Origin of the sequence: Desertivirga xinjiangensis (assembly GCF_024436435.1) — a bacterium.
In the GTDB taxonomy this organism is placed as follows: Bacteria; Bacteroidota; Bacteroidia; order Sphingobacteriales; family Sphingobacteriaceae; genus Desertivirga; species Desertivirga xinjiangensis.
Genome location: NZ_JAFMZP010000003.1, coordinates 725,634 through 747,628, shown reverse-complemented (window position 1 = coordinate 747,628; position 21,995 = coordinate 725,634). Strand labels below are relative to the sequence as shown.

General features: G+C 42.3%; 13 protein-coding genes. 5 read left to right on the top strand and 8 right to left on the bottom strand.

Annotation, left to right across the window (positions count from 1 at the left end):
- The first annotated feature begins 77 nt into the window (after positions 1-77).
- The 3 genes from J3P37_RS11340 (at position 78) to J3P37_RS11330 (ending at position 9,379) form a co-directional block, all read left to right on the top strand.
- Positions 78-3,071: a T9SS type A sorting domain-containing protein gene (locus J3P37_RS11340; protein ID WP_256011243.1), complete on the top strand. Its 2,994-nt coding sequence runs from the start codon at positions 78-80 to the stop codon at positions 3,069-3,071.
- A 10-nt stretch (positions 3,072-3,081) separates the two neighbouring features.
- Positions 3,082-4,998 (top strand): T9SS type A sorting domain-containing protein, encoded by a 1,917-nt coding sequence (locus J3P37_RS11335; RefSeq protein WP_256011242.1) that lies wholly within the window; start codon positions 3,082-3,084, stop codon positions 4,996-4,998.
- A 310-nt stretch (positions 4,999-5,308) separates the two neighbouring features.
- Entirely contained in the window at positions 5,309-9,379 is a 4,071-nt protein-coding gene (locus tag J3P37_RS11330; protein WP_256011241.1) for a hybrid sensor histidine kinase/response regulator transcription factor, read from the top strand.
- Between the two features lie 108 nt (positions 9,380-9,487).
- On the opposite strand, the gene J3P37_RS11325 is transcribed toward J3P37_RS11330, so the two are convergent.
- Both J3P37_RS11325 and J3P37_RS11320 read right to left on the bottom strand, forming a co-directional pair.
- Entirely contained in the window at positions 9,488-11,050 is a 1,563-nt protein-coding gene (locus J3P37_RS11325; RefSeq protein WP_256011240.1) for a right-handed parallel beta-helix repeat-containing protein, read from the bottom strand.
- An 18-nt stretch (positions 11,051-11,068) separates the two neighbouring features.
- A complete protein-coding gene (locus tag J3P37_RS11320) occupies positions 11,069-13,768 on the bottom strand; it encodes a glycoside hydrolase family 2 TIM barrel-domain containing protein (RefSeq protein WP_256011239.1) in 2,700 nt (899 codons plus the stop codon).
- 389 nt (positions 13,769-14,157) lie between these two features.
- Between J3P37_RS11320 and J3P37_RS11315 the strand changes: the two genes are divergently transcribed.
- A complete protein-coding gene (locus J3P37_RS11315) occupies positions 14,158-17,154 on the top strand; it encodes a SusC/RagA family TonB-linked outer membrane protein (protein ID WP_256011237.1) in 2,997 nt (998 codons plus the stop codon).
- 37 nt (positions 17,155-17,191) lie between these two features.
- Positions 17,192-18,736: a RagB/SusD family nutrient uptake outer membrane protein gene (locus J3P37_RS11310; RefSeq protein ID WP_256011236.1), complete on the top strand. Its 1,545-nt coding sequence runs from the start codon at positions 17,192-17,194 to the stop codon at positions 18,734-18,736.
- 211 nt (positions 18,737-18,947) lie between these two features.
- On the opposite strand, the gene J3P37_RS11305 is transcribed toward J3P37_RS11310, so the two are convergent.
- From J3P37_RS11305 to J3P37_RS11280, 6 genes are all read right to left on the bottom strand, one after another.
- On the bottom strand, positions 18,948-19,172 hold the full coding sequence (locus tag J3P37_RS11305) for a hypothetical protein (protein WP_256011235.1): 225 nt from the start codon (positions 19,170-19,172) through the stop codon (positions 18,948-18,950).
- Between the two features lie 49 nt (positions 19,173-19,221).
- Positions 19,222-20,052 carry an OmpA family protein gene (locus tag J3P37_RS11300; protein WP_256011234.1) on the bottom strand — a complete coding sequence of 277 codons (831 nt, stop codon included), beginning with the start codon at positions 20,050-20,052 and terminating at the stop codon, positions 19,222-19,224.
- A 9-nt stretch (positions 20,053-20,061) separates the two neighbouring features.
- Complete coding sequence (locus tag J3P37_RS11295) at positions 20,062-20,724, bottom strand: DUF2461 domain-containing protein (protein WP_256011232.1); 663 nt, start codon at positions 20,722-20,724, stop codon at positions 20,062-20,064.
- Positions 20,721-21,005 carry a DUF983 domain-containing protein gene (locus tag J3P37_RS11290; RefSeq protein ID WP_369414071.1) on the bottom strand — a complete coding sequence of 95 codons (285 nt, stop codon included), beginning with the start codon at positions 21,003-21,005 and terminating at the stop codon, positions 20,721-20,723. The genes J3P37_RS11295 and J3P37_RS11290 overlap by 4 nt, the downstream gene beginning before the upstream one ends.
- A 138-nt stretch (positions 21,006-21,143) precedes the next feature.
- Entirely contained in the window at positions 21,144-21,419 is a 276-nt protein-coding gene (locus J3P37_RS11285; RefSeq protein ID WP_256011229.1) for a hypothetical protein, read from the bottom strand.
- Positions 21,420-21,443: 24 nt separating this feature from the next.
- Positions 21,444-21,983, bottom strand: a complete 540-nt coding sequence (locus J3P37_RS11280) for a DUF420 domain-containing protein (protein ID WP_256011228.1) — start codon at positions 21,981-21,983, stop codon at positions 21,444-21,446.
- Positions 21,984-21,995: the final 12 nt, after the last annotated feature.

Genomic DNA, 21,995 nt, shown 5'->3' with positions numbered 1-21,995 from the left:
CAACCAGTAGAAAATCAATCAATTAAAGCCAACTGAAGCTTTAATCATGGGAATATTTTGTTTAAAATTTAAATCGTATGATCAAAAAAACTGGCTTTTTAATTATTTCTATTTGCTTCCTGCTAGCTGGGCATATGTTTGCACAGCCTGCTGAAGCGTTATGGGCCCTTACATCCGGTCAGAATGCTTCTACTACTGGCAGTATAACTGCAGCAGCTCAAAATTTGGCCGGTTTGGTTCATCACGATTATATCAGTGGAGGAGAGCGGACTATACCATCCGGGGATGCATGGCCTGCTCAGAGTTCAGCTGACCCAAACCGGTATTTTGAATACTCCGTATCTCCGGCTCCTGGAAAAGTACTCAATATTTCGAAGATAAAGGCTTCTTTAAGTTTCAACGGGTCAGGAGCGGGCCGGGTGATGCTTTCCTGGACCACGGATAAAATCACATACACTGATCTTAGCGGTCTTATCAGCTTAAATTCTGCATCAAGTCCAACAGAATATACTTTCGATAACCTCAACATCAATGTAAACGAAGGTGATACGCTCTATTTGAGGATCTCGCCCTGGACCACCAGCCTGGTCACGGGAAAATACCTGGTAAGCAAAAACGTCCGGATTATGGGGACAACGACTCAGGCGCCTGGTGTAATTTGGCCCTTAACCTCCGATCAAAATGCCAGTACTACGGGGAACGTTTATGCTAGTGCACAGACTTTAAAAAACCTTAGCGTTAACAACTACATCCCCGGAAATGGAGGCCAGCGACTTGTTGTCAATAGTAATAACTGGCCTGAAGAATCCGGCTACAACAATAATCGTTATATCCAGTACAAGGTTTCCCCCGCAGCGTTTTACCAGATGCAGGTGAAAGAGATCATTGCTCCGCTAAGCTTCAATTCGTCATCTTTTGGAAAAGCCCGGATTGCTTATGGCATTGATTCCAACCATTTTATTACACTTGTTGACAACATGACTCTGGTTTCCGGTTCCCTGCCGTATTCATATACATTCAGTAACCTTAATATAACCGTCGCTCCTGGTCAATCGTTATACATCCGGGTTTATCCCTGGACCGTTGAAGCTATTAGCAGTAAGTACCTGGTTTCAAAGAATGTGACCGTGAAGATGAATACGGAGGTGGCTCCGCAAATAGCTTTCCCTGGTGCCGAAGGTGGCGGTCGTAACACCCGGGGCGGGAGAGGCGGTGATATGTATTACGTTACCAATCTTAATAATTCAGGACCTGGAAGTTTAAGAGATGCCGTCAGTGCCGGAAACCGGACGGTCCTCTTTAAAGTTTCAGGGACAATAGCTCTTCAAAGCACTATTATGCTGCTGCATGACAATATAACCATCGCAGGTCAGACCGCTCCGGGTGACGGTATCTGTCTGGCAAATTATGGGATGGGTATTCGTGCAAATGATGTTATAGTAAGATATCTAAGATCCAGGCCTGGAGATTCGATAACAGTTGTCGGCGATTCAACAAAAATGGTTGATGCCATGTACACAAGTCTTGGAAATCCGGTAACCAATCGCTATAAAAATATAATCATTGATCATTGCTCATTAAGCTGGTCGACCGATGAAACCGGTTCATTTTATGCGGTTTCCGACTTCACTTTGCAATGGAGCATCCTGAGTGAAAGCTTGTACCTTGCTTCCCACCCCAAGCCTACTCCCCACGGTTACGGCGGTATCTGGGGCGGTCAAAACGCTTCTTTTCATCACAATCTGCTCGCTAGCCATTATAATAGAAATCCTCGTTTTTCGGGAAGTGAGAATACGGAACAGCCAGAATTTGAATGGGTGGATTTCCGGAATAACGTAATATTTAACTGGTACGGTGGAACTTATGGCGGAATAGGCGGGCACCAGAATATGGTCAACAATTATTATAAAAGCGGACCTGCCACCGCTGGAACGGCCAGAAAAAAGAGGATTTTAGATTACAGTAACAGCACTTCGATTCAAAATGGAAAATTTTACTTACATGGGAATTATGTAAACGGATTTAGTGATGTTACAGCGGACAATTGGCTGGGCGTAACACTGGGTACGGGTTTGACCGTCGACTCTATTAAAGTGAACACCCCTTTCAGCTATGCACCAGTAAGAACTCAAATTGCAACTGATGCATATACATCCGTACTGGACAGTGCCGGGGCGATTCTACCAAGGCGCGACACCGTTGACCGCAGGATCATCAGAGAGACCAATACCGGCACAGCAACATATGCAGACAATAGTTTTAACGTACCGGGTATGCAAACCCCTTCTGGTATTATTAACAGTCAAACTACTGTGGGCGGCTGGCCAATTTTAAACGGTAGTGATTATCCTAATGATAGTGATAACGACGGACTACCAAATTGGTGGGAAGCTAGGATGAGCAGTGTCGGTTCCGATTCCACTTCATTGAACCGGAATGATTATGCGGAGGATGGTTATACTCTCTTGGAAAGCTATATAAACGCTATCCCTTCGCCCGATCAGCAAGTGATCTTTAGCCAGGTATCTGCCAATAGATCAGGCGATACAGTTCTTGTGGATTTCAAAACGAACTGGGCAAAAGACCAGTTTAATTTTGGCCTTTACCGCTCAGCAGACAATACAAGTTTTATCAAAATCGCTGAAATAAGTTCGGAAATAAATAGCACAGCGTTTTCTATTGCTGATTTTAATGCTTCGGCCTCTGTATATTACTATAAGGTGGGAAGTAAAAGAAAAGATGGAACAGGGGACACTTGCTTTAGTGATGTCGTGATGGCATCGAACTTCCAGCGTACTGCACTATCGCAACAGCCCGATAGACCCAAACGGGAGGGCTTACTTATTTATCCTAATCCTGCAGAGCAGCAGGTAAACATCAGGCACTCTAAAGCTGAACCTGATGCTTCAATAACTATTTACAATGCAGAGGGCCGCAAACTGAGTCGCATCCCGGTGCAAAAAGATGCTCAGCAATCAACAATAACTATCGCTGACTATCCTTCAGGTATATACATAGTTGAGTTCAGAAACTTATCCGGAAAGCTAACGACACGTTTTATAAAACAATAACACAAATAATATGAATAAAATTCGACTCATTTTGATCTTCCTCTCCTGTATCCTTTATCAGAATAAAGTTCATGCTCAAAGTCAGGGCGACTACCGGTCAATACAATCAGGAAACTGGAACACTCCAGGAAACTGGCAGATCTATTCAAACAGCCTGGGATGGTCAACGACCACAACTAAGCCCGGGAGCTCAAGAAATGTAACCATTCAGAATGGGCATACTATTACATTAGATGGAAGTAACAGCTGCAATAACCTTACTATTGAAAAAGGGGCCACGCTCAATTCAGTTGTAGGTTCGTCAAGTGCCTACTATCTCCGTGTCGGTGGCGTTGCGGGCAGCAATGCTGTGGTTCAAAACGATGGCTTGCTGGGATCAACAACTACTACCGGTGATGGCATTATCCTGGAGGCAGCAGCAAATGCCGCAAGCGTTATCATTAGGGGTTCGGGTATTTGCCAGGTCGCTCGTTTGAGAGCCGTATCTGGAAATGCCAGCAACTTCAGTATGGAAATCGACCAGGATATCAACCTTACTGTTGCTGATAATCCAGCTTTCACTGCCTATTATAACAACGCTAGCAGTTCATCTAATGATAATTATACTTTTACTATAAACGCCGGAAAGACTGTAAAACTACTCCACCCAAATGCTTACTTTCATATGAGTAGCACATCAACTTCAAACGCGGGTGGAAATTATATTTACAACATTAACGGAACTTTAGATTTAAGCAATACTGCTGTTTCTTCAAACATAATTCCTGTTTCCAGCAATTCCGCATCCACAGTAACTCTTAATATCACGGGATTGCTGAAATTAGGTCAGGGGCTTAACACAGTTAACTCTAGCCCTAGCTCGAACAATAATGGCAAGGTCCTTCTCTATGTAAATAATGGAGCTATAGTAGATGCCGTTAATACAAGTGTATTAACTCTTGGTGAGAATTACTTAAAGTTGACAGGAACCGGTGTTCTAAAAAGAAAGGTAAGCAATTCTGATGTCGATTTTCCTATAGGACTTGCCTCTGGCACAGGCCCAAATTTTGTAACCTTAAAGAATTCTGGTGCAGAAGCAACCTTTGCAGTGGGACTGACTTCATCATTCCAGACACCTCCTGCTAGCTTAAAAATTATTAACAGAGAATGGAAAATCAATCCTGAGGACGCCGCAGGAGCTATATTAGACATCTCTTTGAACTTTGGAAGCGCCGACCATTCTGCAGATTTCAATACAACAGAGGACGTTTCGATAATACGTTACGATGGCAGCTCATGGGATGAACAGCATGCCGAATTAGACGCCGTTACTCCCAGTCGATATACTGTACGGGCTACCGGAATAAGTGCATTTGGAGCCTTTTCTATTCAGAACTCAAGTACCTTGCCTCTGGACGTCACTACTTTTACTGCCAAAGTAGAAAGGGCGGCCCTGAGTCCCCAGGCTGTGCTGCAATGGACCACTCAAAACGAAGTTAACACAAACGAATTTATAATTGAACGCTCTTCTGATGGAAAATCGTTTAGTTTTATAACGTCGGTGCCTGCAAAGAACATTGCTGGCACAAACAATTATATTTTCAAAGACACTGCTCCACTAGCCGGAACCTCGTATTACCGGTTAAGGCAAAGAGACAAGGACGGCAAGGAAACTTTTAATGATATCGCAAGCGTTGAAAATCACATTGATCATTTAAAGCTGTTCCCTAACCCTGTCGCCAATATTCTAAATGTTACGCACGTACCTTCAGGTAAAGAAGATCTGATTAAAATTGTAAATAGCTACGGAGCAATTGTATCGAGCGTAATTCCGGTAAGTAATAGTACCAGTACCCAGATAGATCTGACAGCGTTTAGTCCGGGTTTTTATTCGCTTGTGTTTCAAAAGGAAAATTCGTTTTCTGCTTTTAAGTTTATCAAGAAATAACAATTTAAGCAACACATAGCCCCATCCCTTTGCAGACAGTGTAAGAAAACAAAAATCAGGTAACTGCAAAGGGATGAACTCTCTGATTTTTTTACCATACTTCATCTCAATACTGTATATTAGTTAATCAAATTAATTGATAACCAATTTACCGATAATGCTGATTGAGATGTGCGAGTTTCCTGATCAAAATAAATATCCCCGTTTTTTTTATAGTGTCTTTCATACATCGTTCAGGCTTGCGCTATTCTTCTATTTTTTCTTCTTAAGCCTCTCTCTTATTGCGCAACGGCAGATCCCATTCAAACATTTGTCTATTAACGATGGCCTGTCTCAGAATACGATCTTTTCAATGCACCAGGATACGAAAGGCTTTATCTGGATTGGTACTGAAGATGGTCTTAACCGCTACGATGGTTATGAATTCAAGGTATTTAAAAATGAGCTGAACAATAAAAAAAGCCTGGCAAACAATCAGGTCAACGTCATTGCAGAAACATCTGGCCGGACCTTGCTCATAGGGACTACTGCGGGCATAAGCATCTATAATCCCCAAACAGAAGATTTTAGCAATATTTCAATTCAGGCCTCAGGAAAAGATGTTCAGTCGGCAAACTTTGTCACTGCAATAGTGCCAGAAAACGACCACCTCATCTGGATTGGCACATACGACGGACTTAAGCTCTATGACCTTGTTCAAAAAAAGCTCTTAAACAACAATTTGGTCAACACTCTCAGTAAATCCAATATTCAGGTTCTTTATAAAGACAATGCCGATGTTTTGTGGATTGGATTGAGAAATGACCTGAAGTGCATTAACCTAAAGACTGACAAATTTGTACCAGTACCTTCTTTGCTTCAAAAAACGATCTCGGCTAATCCAGGGACTATACGGGTTATCAAACAGGACCAAAAAGGGAATATATGGTTGGGATCAGAACAGTCGGGGCTATTTTATTACAATGCCGCTAACAACTCATGTATAAATTACCGCTATGAAGCCGGGAACATGCAAAGCCTTCCGGTTAATGTAGTACGGGATATCTTTTTTAACGACGACGGTCATGTGTGGTTAGCCACCCGAAAAGGATTAAGTATTCTTGATCCCGCTATTCACAAATTCACAACATATACACATGAAAAATATGATCCTGAAAGCTTGTCTCATCGATCGGTTTTAAAAATAATGCGCGACAGGGATGGCAGTATTTGGGTAGGCACTTTTGCCGGAGGTTTGAATATATACAATCCTGTAAGCCTGAACTTCCAAAATATCGGAGAGCAACTCGGAAACAGGCCGGGATTGAACAATCCCGTTGTCAGCTCCATATTACACGAGGCCGATGGTGCACTATGGATAGGTACTGAAGGTGGGGGATTAAACTTCTTGAACAGGAGCACGGGAAAGTATGAATTTTATAACCTGAAAAAAAACGGACCTCAATCTTCGGAGAATATCGTAAAGTCGCTGGCCCGCGATCTAAAGGGGAATATTTGGGTCGGCGCGTTCGACGGACTCTACTATTTTAATGTGAAGACAAAAACTTTCACCGATTATACTTTAAAAAAAGACAACGACTTTCGTGGAAGAAGCCAGGTTTATACTGTTCTGGCAGAATCCACCGGCGTTTGGGCCGGTACTAACGGAGGGGGACTTCTGTACTTCGATCCTGTGAAAGGTCTAAAAAGCTACGTTCACGATCCTGTCAACCAAAACAGCATCAGCGGCAATAACATTACTTCTCTGGTAAAAGACCGTTTGGGCAATCTTTGGGTTGGAACGTTACAAGGTCTTTGTTACTTGGACAGAAAGCAAAACAAGTTCTTAAGATATGTCCACGAACAGCGTAACCCGCACAGTATCACTAATAATAGTATAACCAGCTTATTTATTGACTCTAGCCAGCGCCTTTGGATAGGCACAAGGGCCGGCCTTAATTTCCTAAATGCGGAAACCAAGCAATTCATCCCATTTTCTGAAAAAGAAGGCCTGGCAAATAATGTAATCCGGGCTATCAATGAAGACCGGATGGGGAATATCTGGGTAAGCAGTAACAGGGGGATTAGCAGAATACAACTTGCAGCAGGCAGAAGAGCTGCCATAATAAAAAACTACAGCATTAGTGACGGCTTACAAAGCAACCAGTTTCTGTCTGGTGCAAGCTATAGAATGGACAATGGAGAATTGCTCTTCGGAGGAATAAACGGCATTACAACCTTCTTCCCAGAAAAAATACGCTCAAATAAACGTGTCCCCACGGTACAATTCACCGACTTTCTCATTAACAGCAAGAGAGTACCTATAGGCACTAAAGACTCTCCGCAAAACATTCACATTAACGAAAGCCGGAACATTACCCTCGCCTATAACCAGGCATACATTACTTTCAAATTTGCAGCCTTAAGCTATATAAATTCTGAGAAGAACCAGTATGCATATAAACTGAAGGGTTTCTTAAATGATGACTGGCACTATGTGGGTAATCAACGAACCGCTACTTACACAAACTTAAGTGCAGGTACGTACGAATTCCTTGTAAAATCAGCAAATAATGATGGTCTGTGGAATGAGGCTCCGGCACGTATTTTTATACGGGTCTTACCTCCCTGGTATAAAACATGGTGGGCTTATGCTTGCTACCTTGCAGTTTTTTGCACCCTATTGTACTTTTTCTATTATTTTTCTTATAAAACAGCCAAATTAAAAAGCGACCTCGACTTTGAGCAGATGAGCCGGGAAAAAGATCAGGAACTGGTACAAAGAAAACTGAAATTTTTCACTCATATATCGCATGAGATTAAAACGCCGCTAACACTTATCCTTTCACCAATAGAAAAGTTAATGAGTCTTAGCTCCCTTGATAATAAAGTTCAGCATCAGCTCCGTCTTATCTACCGAAATGGAGAAAGATTAATGCGACTAACTAACCAATTGCTCGATTACAGGAAATTAGAAACGGGCAATATCAAGCTGGAGGCCGCCGAAGGTGATATGATTAGGTTTACCCGTGAGATGCTTACTGCTTTTCAGACCTATGCAAAAAGTAAAGACATCGAACTTAAGCTAATTACAGAGGCCAAAAGTGTCCAGTTATGGTTTGATCGGGATAAGATGGAAAAAGTGATCTTTAACTTAATTTCAAACTCTTTAAAATTTACTCCTGCCGGAGGATATATTCATGTGAAACTAAATGTTCAAGCGGGGCAAGGACAGAGCAACAAATACCTTAAAATAGAGGTGCAAGACAACGGCGTTGGCATTCCTCCGGAAAACCTCGGTTCTCTGTTTAAGGAATTTCAAAACTATAATCACGCCGGTGTAAATAATAATGGAACAGGCCTGGGCCTTTCCTTCTCAAAAGGACTTGTGGAACTGCATGGCGGGTCCATAGAAGCGCAGAGTATCCTGGGAGAAAATGGCAATGAAAACATTACTGTGTTCAGGGTTACCCTTCCCCTCGGCAGGGAACATCTTAATGATTCGGATGTCATTCAAAACTATAATGGCAGCGAGAATATAAACGCATACCTCAGTCACGAACTCCCGGTATTCGAAAAAACAACTGAAAAAAAAGAAAGTATTCTAACAATGGCAGGAGAAAGGCGTTTTATAATGCTGCTGGTGGAAGATAACCCTGATGTTATGGACTTTATGGCTGCCCATTTTGAAAGAGATTTTGAGGTGATTACAGCTGCCGACGGAGCTGAAGGATGGGAACGGGCAATAAAGGCCATTCCCGACATTATAATCAGCGATGTGATGATGCCGAACCTTACGGGAACTGAATTATGCTCACAACTGAAAGTAGATCCAAGAACAAGCCACATTCCCGTGATCTTATTAACTGCAAGGGAACCTATGCTTTTCAAAATAGAGGGACTTGAAACAGGAGCTGATGATTACATAACAAAGCCCTTTCATCTGCCCTACCTGGATTTGAAAGTATGGAACCTTATTGAGTCGCGTATAAAGCTACGTGAGAAATACAGCCGTGAAATAACACTTCAGCCGACAAATGTGGCTATTACCTCGCCCGATGAAAAGTTTCTGGAGAAAGCGATGAAGCATATTGAAGAAAATATCTCTGAACCATCTTTAGGAGTGGAGGAACTAAGCAGGGTGGTTGGTATGAGTAAAACTACCTTATACAGAAAGATTAAGGCACTGACTAATCAAAACACAAATGAATTTATACGCTCTGTGCGACTGAACCGCGCTGCGCAACTGCTCAGCCAAAACAAATTTAATATTAGTGAGATAGCTTACCAGGTAGGATTTACCAATCAAAATTACTTTAGAAAGTGCTTTAAAGAACAATTTGGGAGCACTCCTTCAGATTATATAGCTTCAAAGCAAAACCAGGAAGGGGAAGTCTCTTAGCAGAAGGTGGAATGCCCACTGAACACGCAGAACACCTTTAATACGAAGCCCCGCGAATTGACATTCGCGGGGCTTCGTATTAATTATTCAAAATTGTATTACAGATGACTATTTTAAATAAGCTCCTATGGGCCTGACAGTTAAGGGCCTGTTTCCAAAATCATTCAATCCTTCGTTTGGCAACCAGTACTTATTCTCCAGGGGTTTTGTAGCAATTCCCTTGTCCCCATAAGGACTATCTGCGCCAAGTTTGAAGCCATTAGTATTCGCATAGCCGGTTTGGACAATATTGGGCGAAACTAATTGAGGATCCGAAAGAAGCGGTGTATTATCCGGTATGTCCACCGTTTGGTATCCGGTAAAGCTATTGTTCTGGAAATACGCAGTTTTACCAGCTGATCTGATCACTGTCTTACCAGTACCCATGTTGTAGAAAATGTTGTTATAAAAGCGGGCAGTTTCCAGCGCCTCGTCGGCCAGTACAGCCTCTACTCCTTCAGGGATGACTATGGTATTATTGTGGAAAATACCTGAACCCCGGGGAGATTCCCAAACCGGAAAATCAAAGATATGTTTACCTTTCAGGCCATCGTTTACACTGATGTTGTACCTAACAATAGCCTCGCTGGAAGTGCCATAAACCAGCATAAAGCCACCCTCATTGTCGTGACTATAATTGTACTGCACAATGGTACGATAGCTGTCCAGATCGGCATCAAAAGCCTGCCCATCCATAGATCCCCTGGTATTATAGACCTCATTATATTCAAATAGTGCTTCGTCTGTACTTCTGCACCATAATGCTACTCCATGTTTAACCAAATTCTCGTCAGCGTTGTGATTATCATATGCGACATTGTGAGAAATGACGGGTTTATAAGCATATCTTATAATAGCTCCATCTCCGGAACAATGATGAATCTTATTTTTACGGATAACCAGATTTGTAATTGGACGATTGCCTCTCGTAGCGTTCTTTGCGTCGGTAAGGTTAGTGAATATACCTACCCGGTTTACCGGACCTATTTCGCAGTTTTCAATTAAGATATCATCAAAACGGGTAGAAGGGCCGCCAATTATACCTATCCCTCCTGTATTTTTCCCTTTCGTTTCAAAAGAATAATCCCCCATAACATCGTGGATATACACATTGGTAATATGAAAATGCTTTTTCGAACCATTTAAAGATCGAATCATTATAGCCGTGCGATTCCCAACCTGGGTTGCATGATTACTAATTTCTAAATCGTTAATATTCCAGTGATCTACATTTTCCAACAAAATGACATGATCTACTTTACCCTCCCCTCTAATGTGAGGTTTATTCCCTGTACCATAAGTCGAAAGAACTATCGGCTTGCCATCTACACCTGAACCCTTCAACACTAACTTGCCCTCCCAGGAATCACCAGATTGAAGTAAAATAGAATCGCCTGGATTAAACTGCATAGCATTTATTTTATTGAGCGATCTCCAGGCAGTGTTCTTTCCTGTCCCGGGATTATTGTCATCCCCGTTATCGCCGTCAACGTAATAAGTAACTGGTTTTGTGTCCGCTTTCTGAGGTTCGTCTGTTTTTGCTGATTCTGCTTTCTTGCAGCCAATTGCAGGCCAAAGCCCCCCCGAGCAAACAACAAGCATCATGATGTTTACAATTAACTTTCTTCTCATCCTATGTCTATTTTATGGTTAAAGTTTTCGTTTCACTTGAATCCCATTTAATATGGCCTCTCCCTGCCGGGGAATAAAATTTAAATGTATTCCTTCATTTTTGTTAACAATGGCTTGGATTTTAAATGCACAAGCCTGCTCAGGAAGAAGATAATTGTTATTCCCTAATGTCGATAATACGGTAGTACCATTCAATTGTACGTCGAAACTACGCCTTTCAAAGAGCTCCTTACCGGCCGGCTCTTTACCCAGGTTATAAGCTAATGCTTCCTGTTGTTTTCCGGAGTGAAGCTCTGCTAAATGCAAAGTCACCTCATAACTTCCGTCAGGTACATCGAGAGTAAATTCTTTGATTCCCACTCGCTGAGTCTGGTAAACCGGATCAATATCTGTCCCCAATATATCTTTAGTAGACCCAAAAGATTGCCTTGACGTATCTGGCATCTTATAAATACGCCCTCCCTTATACCCCCAGGAACCTGACCGATATTCTTGCTCAGGCAGCCATACCTGCTGTGTCTGTTCATCATAGAATTTGCGTTTATCTCCAAGGCTTATATTGATTTCCTGAAAAGGGATCTCATGACTCTTGAGATTCTGCGGAACAAGCGAGGCGTTAAAAACATACTGATCACGATATACCCTCCCTTCCGCGGGGGCGTAAGCTTCCAGGCTATTCAACCCTTGCTTACATTCAATACGGTACTGCACCATTCCTCCTTTTACCTGCTTCTCCCCGGCATTCACTCCATTAACCCGTAATGCTACAAAAGGCTGATTACTGTATACGATAAAATCCTGGGTCAGGGTATTTTCCCGGCCTGCTATGCCGCTCCTAACAGGTTTATCAGATGAGCCAATCTTTATAAAAGGTCGATCTAGTAAATTCGCCTGGTAAAAGTAATAGGCATCCTTGGGCTTTCGGCCGATAGTTAACAAGCCCTTATTGTTTATATGTGGATCAGTCTCTCTTCGTTCCTCGGAATTGAAATCAGAAAGGTTCCACGCAATGGCGGCGGCAACAAACGGTCGCTCCAACATTGCTTTAAGATAAGCTTCGTGATATAAACGGGTATATTCCACGCTTTTATCGAAGCGCTCGGGAGAGTCGGAGTGTATCCTTATATCCGCATCAGACCCATATTCGGTTACCAGGAGAGGCTTATCCGGCAACACTTTGTGATGCATATCCAGAAAACGAGAAAACTCTGTCAGTTTCCCGCTGTACCAGCCCTGGTAAAGATTCCAGCCTACCAGCATTGGTATAGTGGTAAGGCCGACACGGTGGTAAAGATTGAAGTTCCCGTGATTTGGAATCATGGTATAGCGCTGCGGATCTTCTGACCTTGTGAGCTTCTCGATCTCACGGGCCAGGGCCGCAACGCTTTTGAAATAAGTCTCTTTTCTTAAAGAATCATTCAAAAATCTTGGTCTAAGCAGCACTTCATTCATGTAGGCCCAGATAATAACAGAGGGGTGATTGAAGTTTTGACGAATCATTTCCGTCTGCATTTCCAGGCAGTTTCGCCTGAACTCTTCACTCTCCGTAATGGTATTTACAATCGGAATTTCTACTGATGTCAATATCCCCAGGCGGTCGCATGCATTAAGTACAGCCTCATCCTGTGGATAGTGAGCAATACGGAGAAAGTTACCCCCCATCTCTTTCAATAACTCAACATCACGTACCTGAACACCAGCTGGAACCGCATTGGCCATATTCTTAAAGTCCTGGTGTCTGCTCGCGCCCACTAGCTTAAGTGGCCGGCCATTTAAAAAGAACCCTTTATCCGGATCAAATTTGAACCAGCGAAAGGCCAGAGGTTGAATTATCTGGTCGAGTATCTCGCCAGAACTTATATCCTGGATCACCGATGTGACAGTATAAAGGTTTGGGTGTTCTGGCGACCATAGCTTTGGATTAACAATATCGGAAAAGTGATGTTCAAAGCGGCTAAAGGCTGCAGCCCTCAGTGTCGTCTTCTTTTCACTGAGTAGGGTACCCTGCTGGTCCCTTATGGTATTTATTATTAAAAGCTTTTGAATTTTACCTGTTGCGTTTGTCATAGTACCCCTGATCCTTACCTGCGCCTTTTCAGCTGAGACCATAGGGGTGTGTATGAAAACACCCGACGACGCATGATCCATCATGTTAAAATGAATCTTGTTCAAAGCGCTAAGCTGAACATCCCGGTAGATCCCTCCGAAGAAAGTGAAATCAGCAGACAATGGAGGAATATTTTCATCATGACTATTGTCGGCTTTTATGGAGATCTCATTTTGTGCTTCTGGACCAAAATCTAAGAATGGCGTAATATTCACATTAAATGCAGTATACCCCCCGGTATGGCTTCCGGCCTTTTTACCATTGACATATACTTCCGCAAATTGATTAACTGCTTTAAATTGCAGGTAGAGCTCTTTTGTTTTCCACTCTTCAGGGATGAAGATCTTTTTTGAATACCAGCCAATACCACGGTAATAGCCTGGAATTTCATCGTTTACATCTTCTTTATTCCAGCTATGCGGTAAATTCACCGCTTGCCTGTTTGCATCTAACGGCTTGACAGTATCAAACCGGATATCGCCTCGCTGGAATTCCCAGTTTGAATTAATCGTTTGAACAATACGTCCCTGGGCTGCGCCCTTTGTCCGGATAAGAGTTAGTTGAAGTAACAGGATAAAATAAATTAAATAGGGCCCTTTCACTCGATTCATTTTGTGATGTTTGAAAATAGTAACGCTGCTTATGCGTTGATTGGTTGTATAATTCAGGCGGCAAGTTAGAACAAAAATCACCCTGACTACCTATACAGATAATTCAGAAAGACTACGCAAATCAGTCGCTCTTTTTTCCCCATTGTACTACAATTACACAAATTCTAGCGATAGATTTATAGCGCATATCTGTAAGATTTGAACCCTGGTTCACGCTTTGGTGATCTTAACTTTACCGCAGGTTATCAACGAACAATTATGGACAGGAATAGAATAGGGTTAATACTTGTAACAGCGCTTTTGTGCATAACAGTAGTCTTTCTTCTTGGCATGATAATATGAATTAACCAACCGACCAAATACTTATAAACTTAATTAAACAATTCATTATGAAGTTAAATTACATGATCAGGGCATGGCTTGCCGTATTGATTTTATGTATGTTCAGGCAGGTACCGTCTTTGGCCCAGGACCGTATCATTACCGGAAAAGTAACAGCCGCTAACAACCTTGAATCTTTACCCGGAGTAAGTATCAGTAAAAAAGGCACCAATCAAAGCACTAGTACTGATGCTGAAGGCAATTATCGGATCAGTGCATCCGACACTGATATATTAGTGTTTACTTATATCGGATTTTCAGTAAAGGAAGTACCGGTATCTTCGGCTGAAAGCAACGTACTGAATATTAGCCTGGATCAGCAAACCTCTAATCTCGAAGAAGTTGTTGTTGTTGGATACGGTACCCAACGGAAAAGCGATGTTTCAGGCTCTATTGTTTCCATTAAAGCTGATGCTCTGAACGCCATCCCGACAATCAGTATTTCTGAGATGCTTCGGGGCAAAGCCTCTGGCGTACAAATCACAAAAGAAAGTTCACGTCCCGGTGGTACATCTAATATCCTGATTAGGGGGCGTCGCTCACTTGGGGCAGAAAACGGCCCCCTTTACGTGGTAGATAATGTTCCTGTGACGAACATAAATGATATCAACGCTGCCGATATCGCCTCCCTGGAGATTTTAAAGGACGCCTCCTCCCAGGCAATATATGGTGCCAGGGCCGCAAATGGCGTTATTTTAATTACTACCAAAAGAGGAACTAGCGGCAAAGTCACTGTAGACTATAATGGATATTCCGGCGTACAGCAGTTAAAAAAGAACTTCTCCCTGTACAACGGCGCCGAATGGGCCGACTTAAGACGCGAAGCTTTTCGTACCGAAAATAATGGTGTTTACGAAAGTGATGAGTCGGTATTCAGCAGTTCGGGAGATATCATGCTGAACGCCTTAAAAAACAACACTTCGATAGATTGGCAGAAATTTATGATCAGAGACGCATGGTCGCATAAACATGATGTGAGTATTCGCGGGGGCAATGAAAAAACAAGGTTATCGGCATCCCTTGGCTATTTTGATCAAAAAGGAATGGTGGAGAATTCAGGATTTACACGCGGAACAGCCAGGATCAACGTTGATCAAACAGTAAGTAAAAAAGTCAGTGTCGGTGCAAATCTCTCCTACACCCGTAACAAGCTTAACCAGGAAGATGGAACTCTTGAGGAGTACCTTCTTACTCCTCCCTTAGCAGAGCCCTATGATGCAAATGGGAATTTACAACTTTATGTAATTGGTGATAATGCGACTACCAACCCTAAGTTTTTGAATAACCAAACCTTGAACGAAACAAGGTCCAACCGGTTACTTCTAAATGCCTTTGCTAACTTTGATCTGTTCAAAGGATTTAAATACCGCATAAACACCGCCGTAAACATTCGTAACCACGAGGGCGGCACCTATCGTAACAAAGCTTATTCAAAGGGCAGCAATTCAGGGAATGCGGCCTCCTTGTCCACTGGCGACTATAGTGACTACCTGGTTGAAAATATCTTTTCGTACGACAAGGAGTTTAATTCGAAGAACAGGTTCGACGCCACATTTATGCAGAGTATTTTTAAAGAGAGTTATAAAACAACCTCCCTTTCGGGTTCACAGCTTCCTTCCGATCTCTTAAGCTACAATGGCTTACCTTCGGCTCAGGTGCTTGGAACGCCTTCCAGAAACATTACTGAAAGAAGCCTCCTCTCCTATATGGGACGATTACGTTATACGTTGATGGATAAGTATCTGTTTACACTAACATCCCGTATCGACGGCTCAACCGTATTTGGTGATAACAATAAATACGGCATTTTTCCTTCCGCATCTTTTGCCTGGAAAATCGAACAGGAAGAGTTTATGAAATCACTGGCCTGGATAAACCAGCTTAAACTGCGGGTTAATTACGGACAGGTTGGAAATCAGGCTGTAGCGCCCTATACTACATTAGGAGAAGTAAATGCTTATCCATTTTTATTCGGCGACACTTTTCTAACAGGATACTTACCAGATGGAAACCTTTCTAATCCGAATTTAAAATGGGAAGCTACTACATCATTAACGGTTGGACTTGACTTTGACCTGTTCAAGGGCAGGATATCGGGGGCACTTGATCTATACGACACTGACACAAAAGACCTGCTTATCAGGAAGTCGATCAATTCTTCTTTAGGTTACACTTCAATGCTGGATAATTTGGGAAAAGTAAACAACAAAGGGCTTGAGCTTATGCTGAACACCATTCCATTAAGGACAAAAGACCTAAGCTGGGGCCTGGATTTTACATTTTCAGCTAATAAGAACAAAATAGTGAAGATTAGTGGTGATGTAGACACTGAGGGAAACCCAGTAAATGATCTTATAAATAACTGGATCATCGGAGAACCTATCAGTGTCTATCGCGATTATATTTTCGATGGCATCTGGCAAAGTTCCGATGACATTCAGGCTTCGCATATGCCCGGTGCCAAACCGGGAGATATACGTGTAAAAGATATTAATAGCGACAATAAGATCGATGCCGATGACCAGCAGATCATTTATCGTAATCCGAAATGGTACGGCTCTTTAGGCACAACGCTAAAATATAGAGCTTTTGATATGGCGCTGGATTTCTATACTGTTCAGGGATCAACACGCAGGAATCCTTACTTATATAATTTCAATAGTGGGGGCTCTCTGAGCGGAAAAACTAATGGGATGAAAGTGAACTACTGGACTCCGGAAAACCCCTCGAACGAATTTCCAAGGCCTCGCTATAGCTCGCAGATCTTGTATTTCTCGTCTCTAGGGTATCAGAACAATTCGTATATCCAATTCAGAAGAGCTACAATAGGGTACACCCTGCCGGCCTCTTTATTGCAGAAGGCGGGAATCAGTCGGGCAAGAGCGTATGTTACCGGAAGCAATCTGTTCAATAAAACCGACTTCGCGTCTTATAGCCCCGAGGTCGAAGCGAGTGGCTACCCTGAACCCCGTATGTTTCTCTTTGGATTAAACCTTTCATTATAACCGATCAGTTATGAAAAAAATAAAAATATTATCCGTTATGTTACTAGTACTGCTTTCGGTAGCATGTAACAAAGATGTGCTTGACGAGGCAAGTAAAGATAAAATCACTGCAGATGCAGTTTTTTCCTCACCAGAAGGCCTAAGTACGGCTGTCATTGCCCTCTATAGCCTCGATCGGGAGATCTACAGGAAAGATGCTGAATCTACAATCTGGACCAGCTTTATCCGGGCGGAAGATATTACAGTAACGCGCGCCGGAAGCGGCATTGGTTTTGCCAGATATGACAATACTCTTCATGGAGGTACTGCTCAGGTGAGGCCTTTCTGGACGCACTACTATTCGATAATAGAACGTGCAAATAAAATAATTAAATCAGGCGACGCCATGGGCGAAGGCAATGCAGAAGTAGAACAGGCAATCGCCGAAGCTAAGGGTTTCAGAGCCAGATCTTATTTTTATCTGCTCCGCACCTTCGACCGGATCATTCTAAACACAGAACCTACTACCGTAGACAACCTGGAGCGGGAATATAATCCCGCCAATCCTGAGGATGTGTATAACCTCATTTATAGTGATCTCGACTATACTATTGATAAACTCGATTATACAGCAAAAAATCCTGGTCGATTTACTGAAGGTGTTGCGAGGCACATCAAGGCTCAGGTAGCATTGTGGCGTAAAGATTATAAAGAAGCAGCCCTGCAGACCGATGAGATCATCAACAACGGTCCATATCGCTTAATTGCTTTGCCTGATATTTTCAACGGGGCGAACTTAAACCATGAAGAAGCAATTTTTGTCAGCCAGTGGGACAGAGCTTCTGGAGGCTCACCGGTTTCGAACGGAAACCCTACAGGCCACAGGCTTCACATGTATTTTATTCCCAACTACTTTAAACAGTCAGGCATCCTGGTAAACTATGCAAATGGAGGATCTGCATGGGGCAGGACCTATCCAAATCCTTACCTTTTAAGCTTGTATGAGAACAATGACCAACGTTTGAATACATTTTATAAACTATTTTGGGTTTATGATGACCCGGCAAAATTGCCGGCAGGTAAGACTCTGGGACAAAAAGTTACTACCACTAACATGTCGATCTACTTCGACCAACTTTATCCTGCATGTCTGAAATATGCGGATGAATGGACAAGGACTTCCCCTACCGAGGCTCAAAGCTTTAAAGATGTGATCATATACCGGCTGGCAGAAACTTATCTGATCGGAGCAGAGGCTCATATGCATCTGGGAGGACCTTTAGATCCCCTTGCCGTTAAATATATGAGTGAAGTCCGTAAAAGAGCCGGCCTTGGTACTTTCACCGGCCCCGTTACCGAGCAGCTACTTTTAGATGAGGATGCCCGTGAGCTGGCCTTTGAAGGACAAAGATGGTATACGTTGAAGCGCCTGGGGAAACTGTTGGATCAGATTAAAGCCCATGCGGGCGACCCCGCTGTCAATGCAATTCAGGCAAGGACTTCAATCCAGGATTATCACGTACGCTGGCCGATACCGACATCTGAGATAGAAAACATGAAGGGAAAAGGAAGCTTCGATCAAAATACAGGATATCCCCAATAGGAATCAATTAAGATCCGGGGCGCTGAAACTGTAGAATAAATTTCCCATATGCGAAAACAACTCTACACCTCAAAGCTGAGAATCCGAAAATTAAAGCCAAAAACCGCATGGCATGAGGTTTGACATAGAAATTAAGCCTTCCCAAGAGGCAGTTTTTCATAGGTAGATGTAGGGTCGGATTATTCCGGCCCTTTTTTCTTAAACTGGATTCCTAATCCTCCAATTCAGTACAATACAACCCTGATCCCTGCAAGAGATAAACAACAAGTTCGGGAGGAAGTTTGTCAGCAACTACACGTAATATCCTGTCGCAATCGCTTAGATCGAAATTCCATTCCTCTATTGATTTCACAGGTGACAAGAGGCTATTCACTTTATCCACCTGCTCTTCCTTAACGTTGGTTTTAAATACAAACACCATGATAGTTATCTTCAAATTTGAACAAAACTATCATGGTGTTCTGACAACCCTATGTCAGCATACTTTATTTAATCAATTCGTAAAGTTCATCGAGTTTAGGAGAAAGAACAATTTCTATACGGCGGTTTCGACTTCTATCTTCAGGTGTATTACCTGTAGCAATAGGTTGATATTGCCCTTTTCCTGTCGCAGTAAGCCTGTTATTATCAATCTTCTCCGTATCTGTGAGGTAACGAACCACAGACGTGGCACGAAGCACACTTAGATCCCAGTTATCTTTGATCTGACCCAGGTTAGCCACACGCTGATTGTCGGTATGCCCTTCAACAGCTATGTTAATTTCAGGCTGTGTCTTTAACACTTTAGCTAATTCTGTAAGCGCAAGCTTTCCCTTATCATCAATCACTATGCTACCAGTGCTAAACAAGAGTTTATCCGTTAGCGAAACATATACTTTACCATTCTTGATCTCAACAGTTAAGCCACTCTCCTGGAACCCCAGCAAAGCTTTTTGCAGTTTATCACGAAGAGCGTTCGTAGCAGCGTCACGTTTACGGAGAATATCTTCCACCTCTTTCAAACGTGCCTCGCGCCTTTGCAGGTCGGCAGAAAGCTTTTTTATTTCGGAGGAACTGTTTGCCCTTAGAGAGGCGTAATTAGCATCCAGTCCTGACACCTTGCCTTCCAGTTCTGCTATGCGGCTGTTTAATTTAGCTGTATCTGCCTTCAGACGGTTAATTTCTTCATTTAAACTCTCAATACGAATATTAGCAGAGTTAAGACCGTTAGCTAAAGAATCACGTTCTCCAACCAGAGTTTGATATTTTTTAGTTGATAAAACAACACAGGAGCTTAAGCTCAGAACGGCAAAAGCAAGAAAGAAAAATCTCATCATGTTACAATATTAAGAAATCGCACTTCGTAAAAAAATGATAAAAGGGTATAATTTTTCAAATAACGAGGCTACTGACTCGACGGAACCTGAAGCGGTCAGCTCTTTATCTGTTAGTTTTTTTCCTACCGTGAAGCTTTTTAGTTTCAGATACTCAATCTCAGGATTGTCAGCATCGTAGCCCTTAGGTGCAGTTTGCAACTTACCTTCCTGATGCAGATCTCCGAACAATTTTTTAAAATCAGTATCATCAATGATCTCATGCCAGTCGCTGGCATTGTAATCAATTTCCTGACGTATGCATTTTAATTCTTCCTTTTCGGGGAACCAGGAACCCGCTGCGATGAAAGAGGCACCTGGCTGCAGATGAATATAATAGCCGGGGCCTTTGAAATTCTTTCCGTTTGCCGAGATAGCTATACCAAAATTTGTTTTGTATGGGACTTTATCTTTACTAAAGCGTACATCTCGGTAAATACGCATTACACAAGCTTTGGGATCAAGATTTGCCGGTACCGTTGGATCTGTTTTTGACAAGGCTGTAATTAATGCAGCTGTAAAATCCAATACATTCTGCAGCGCATTATCATACTCATTTTTGTGGAGCTTAAACCAATCGCGGTCATTATTTTCAGATACCTCTTTCAAAAATTTGAATGTCGCTGATTTAATCATTCTTTATCAAGATCTGGGTTATATTTTATCCTGGGGGTTAACTTATGAAGTAATATTACCCGCGAATATCTGTAATTGAAGGGAGAAAGAACAAGCACCAAACCAAATATAACACCTAAATACAACAAGGGCGACTCACTTTTACCACTTAGCCAAAAGGTAAGCATCCCTGCAATGATGGTTTCACCCACGCTGAGGGCATAACTCACATACATCGCCGCATAAAAGTACCCTGGCTCAATTTCAAACTTGAAGCCACAGCTGGGACAAAGCTCATTCATTTTTTGCCGGTAAGAATATACCGGGCTAAAAAATATATCGCCTCTGCGGCAACGGGGGCATTTAGAATTTATTAAAGCCTTCAGCTTCGGTGTTCGGGCCATGTTAGTGTTAAATAACTTAGTACTTAAAACTTACCACTAATTCAGATTGATCTTTTCATCCTTAATATCCAGAATCACATTCTTTTTCCTGTATTTTTTATACCAAAGGTAGCCAATGGCAGCCACCGCCAGATAGGGAGCAGCTAACAGATAAAGAATACCATCATTTAAGCCGTTTCCCTGGGTATTTCCATTTTGAACAGAGCTCTCGGCATTCATGGTACACATTGAACACTGGGCCGAAACATCCTGACTAAATACAAGCATTCCAAGAAAAACCAACACCAGGAGAGACACTTTTAACGCTTTCATTTCTTTCTATTAATCAATCTGTACTTAGAACGTATAAAAGGGGGAAATCATTATGTAAACAATAACACCGGTTACAGTTACATACAGCCATACCGGAAAACTCCAGCGTACCAGTTTACGATGCCGTTCTACATTCATCATCAAACCGCTGTAAAAACTTAACAGTACCAGGGGTAGAACAACCGCGGCCAGAATAATATGAGTGATCAGGATAAAATAATAAACATATCTGATCATTCCCTCACCACCATAAGTAGTCTTAATACCAGTGGCATGAAATATAATATACGAAACCAGGAAAAGTGATGACAACACAAATGTAGTAAGGTTTAGCACCTTGTGCGTCTGGATATTTTTATTCCTGATCTGGTAAAGAGAAATAACCAGCAAAATACTGCAAGTACCATTGATAATCGCATTTAGCCTGGGAAGGAAAAACACCCATGAGGGCACTTCCGTCCCGGCAGGAAATATAGTGATGACTTTACTCTGCAGAATCAATACAACGAGGAATACAAATACAGACAGACCTGTGATCAGGCGCCTTACTACTATATCATTCATATTATTATTAAA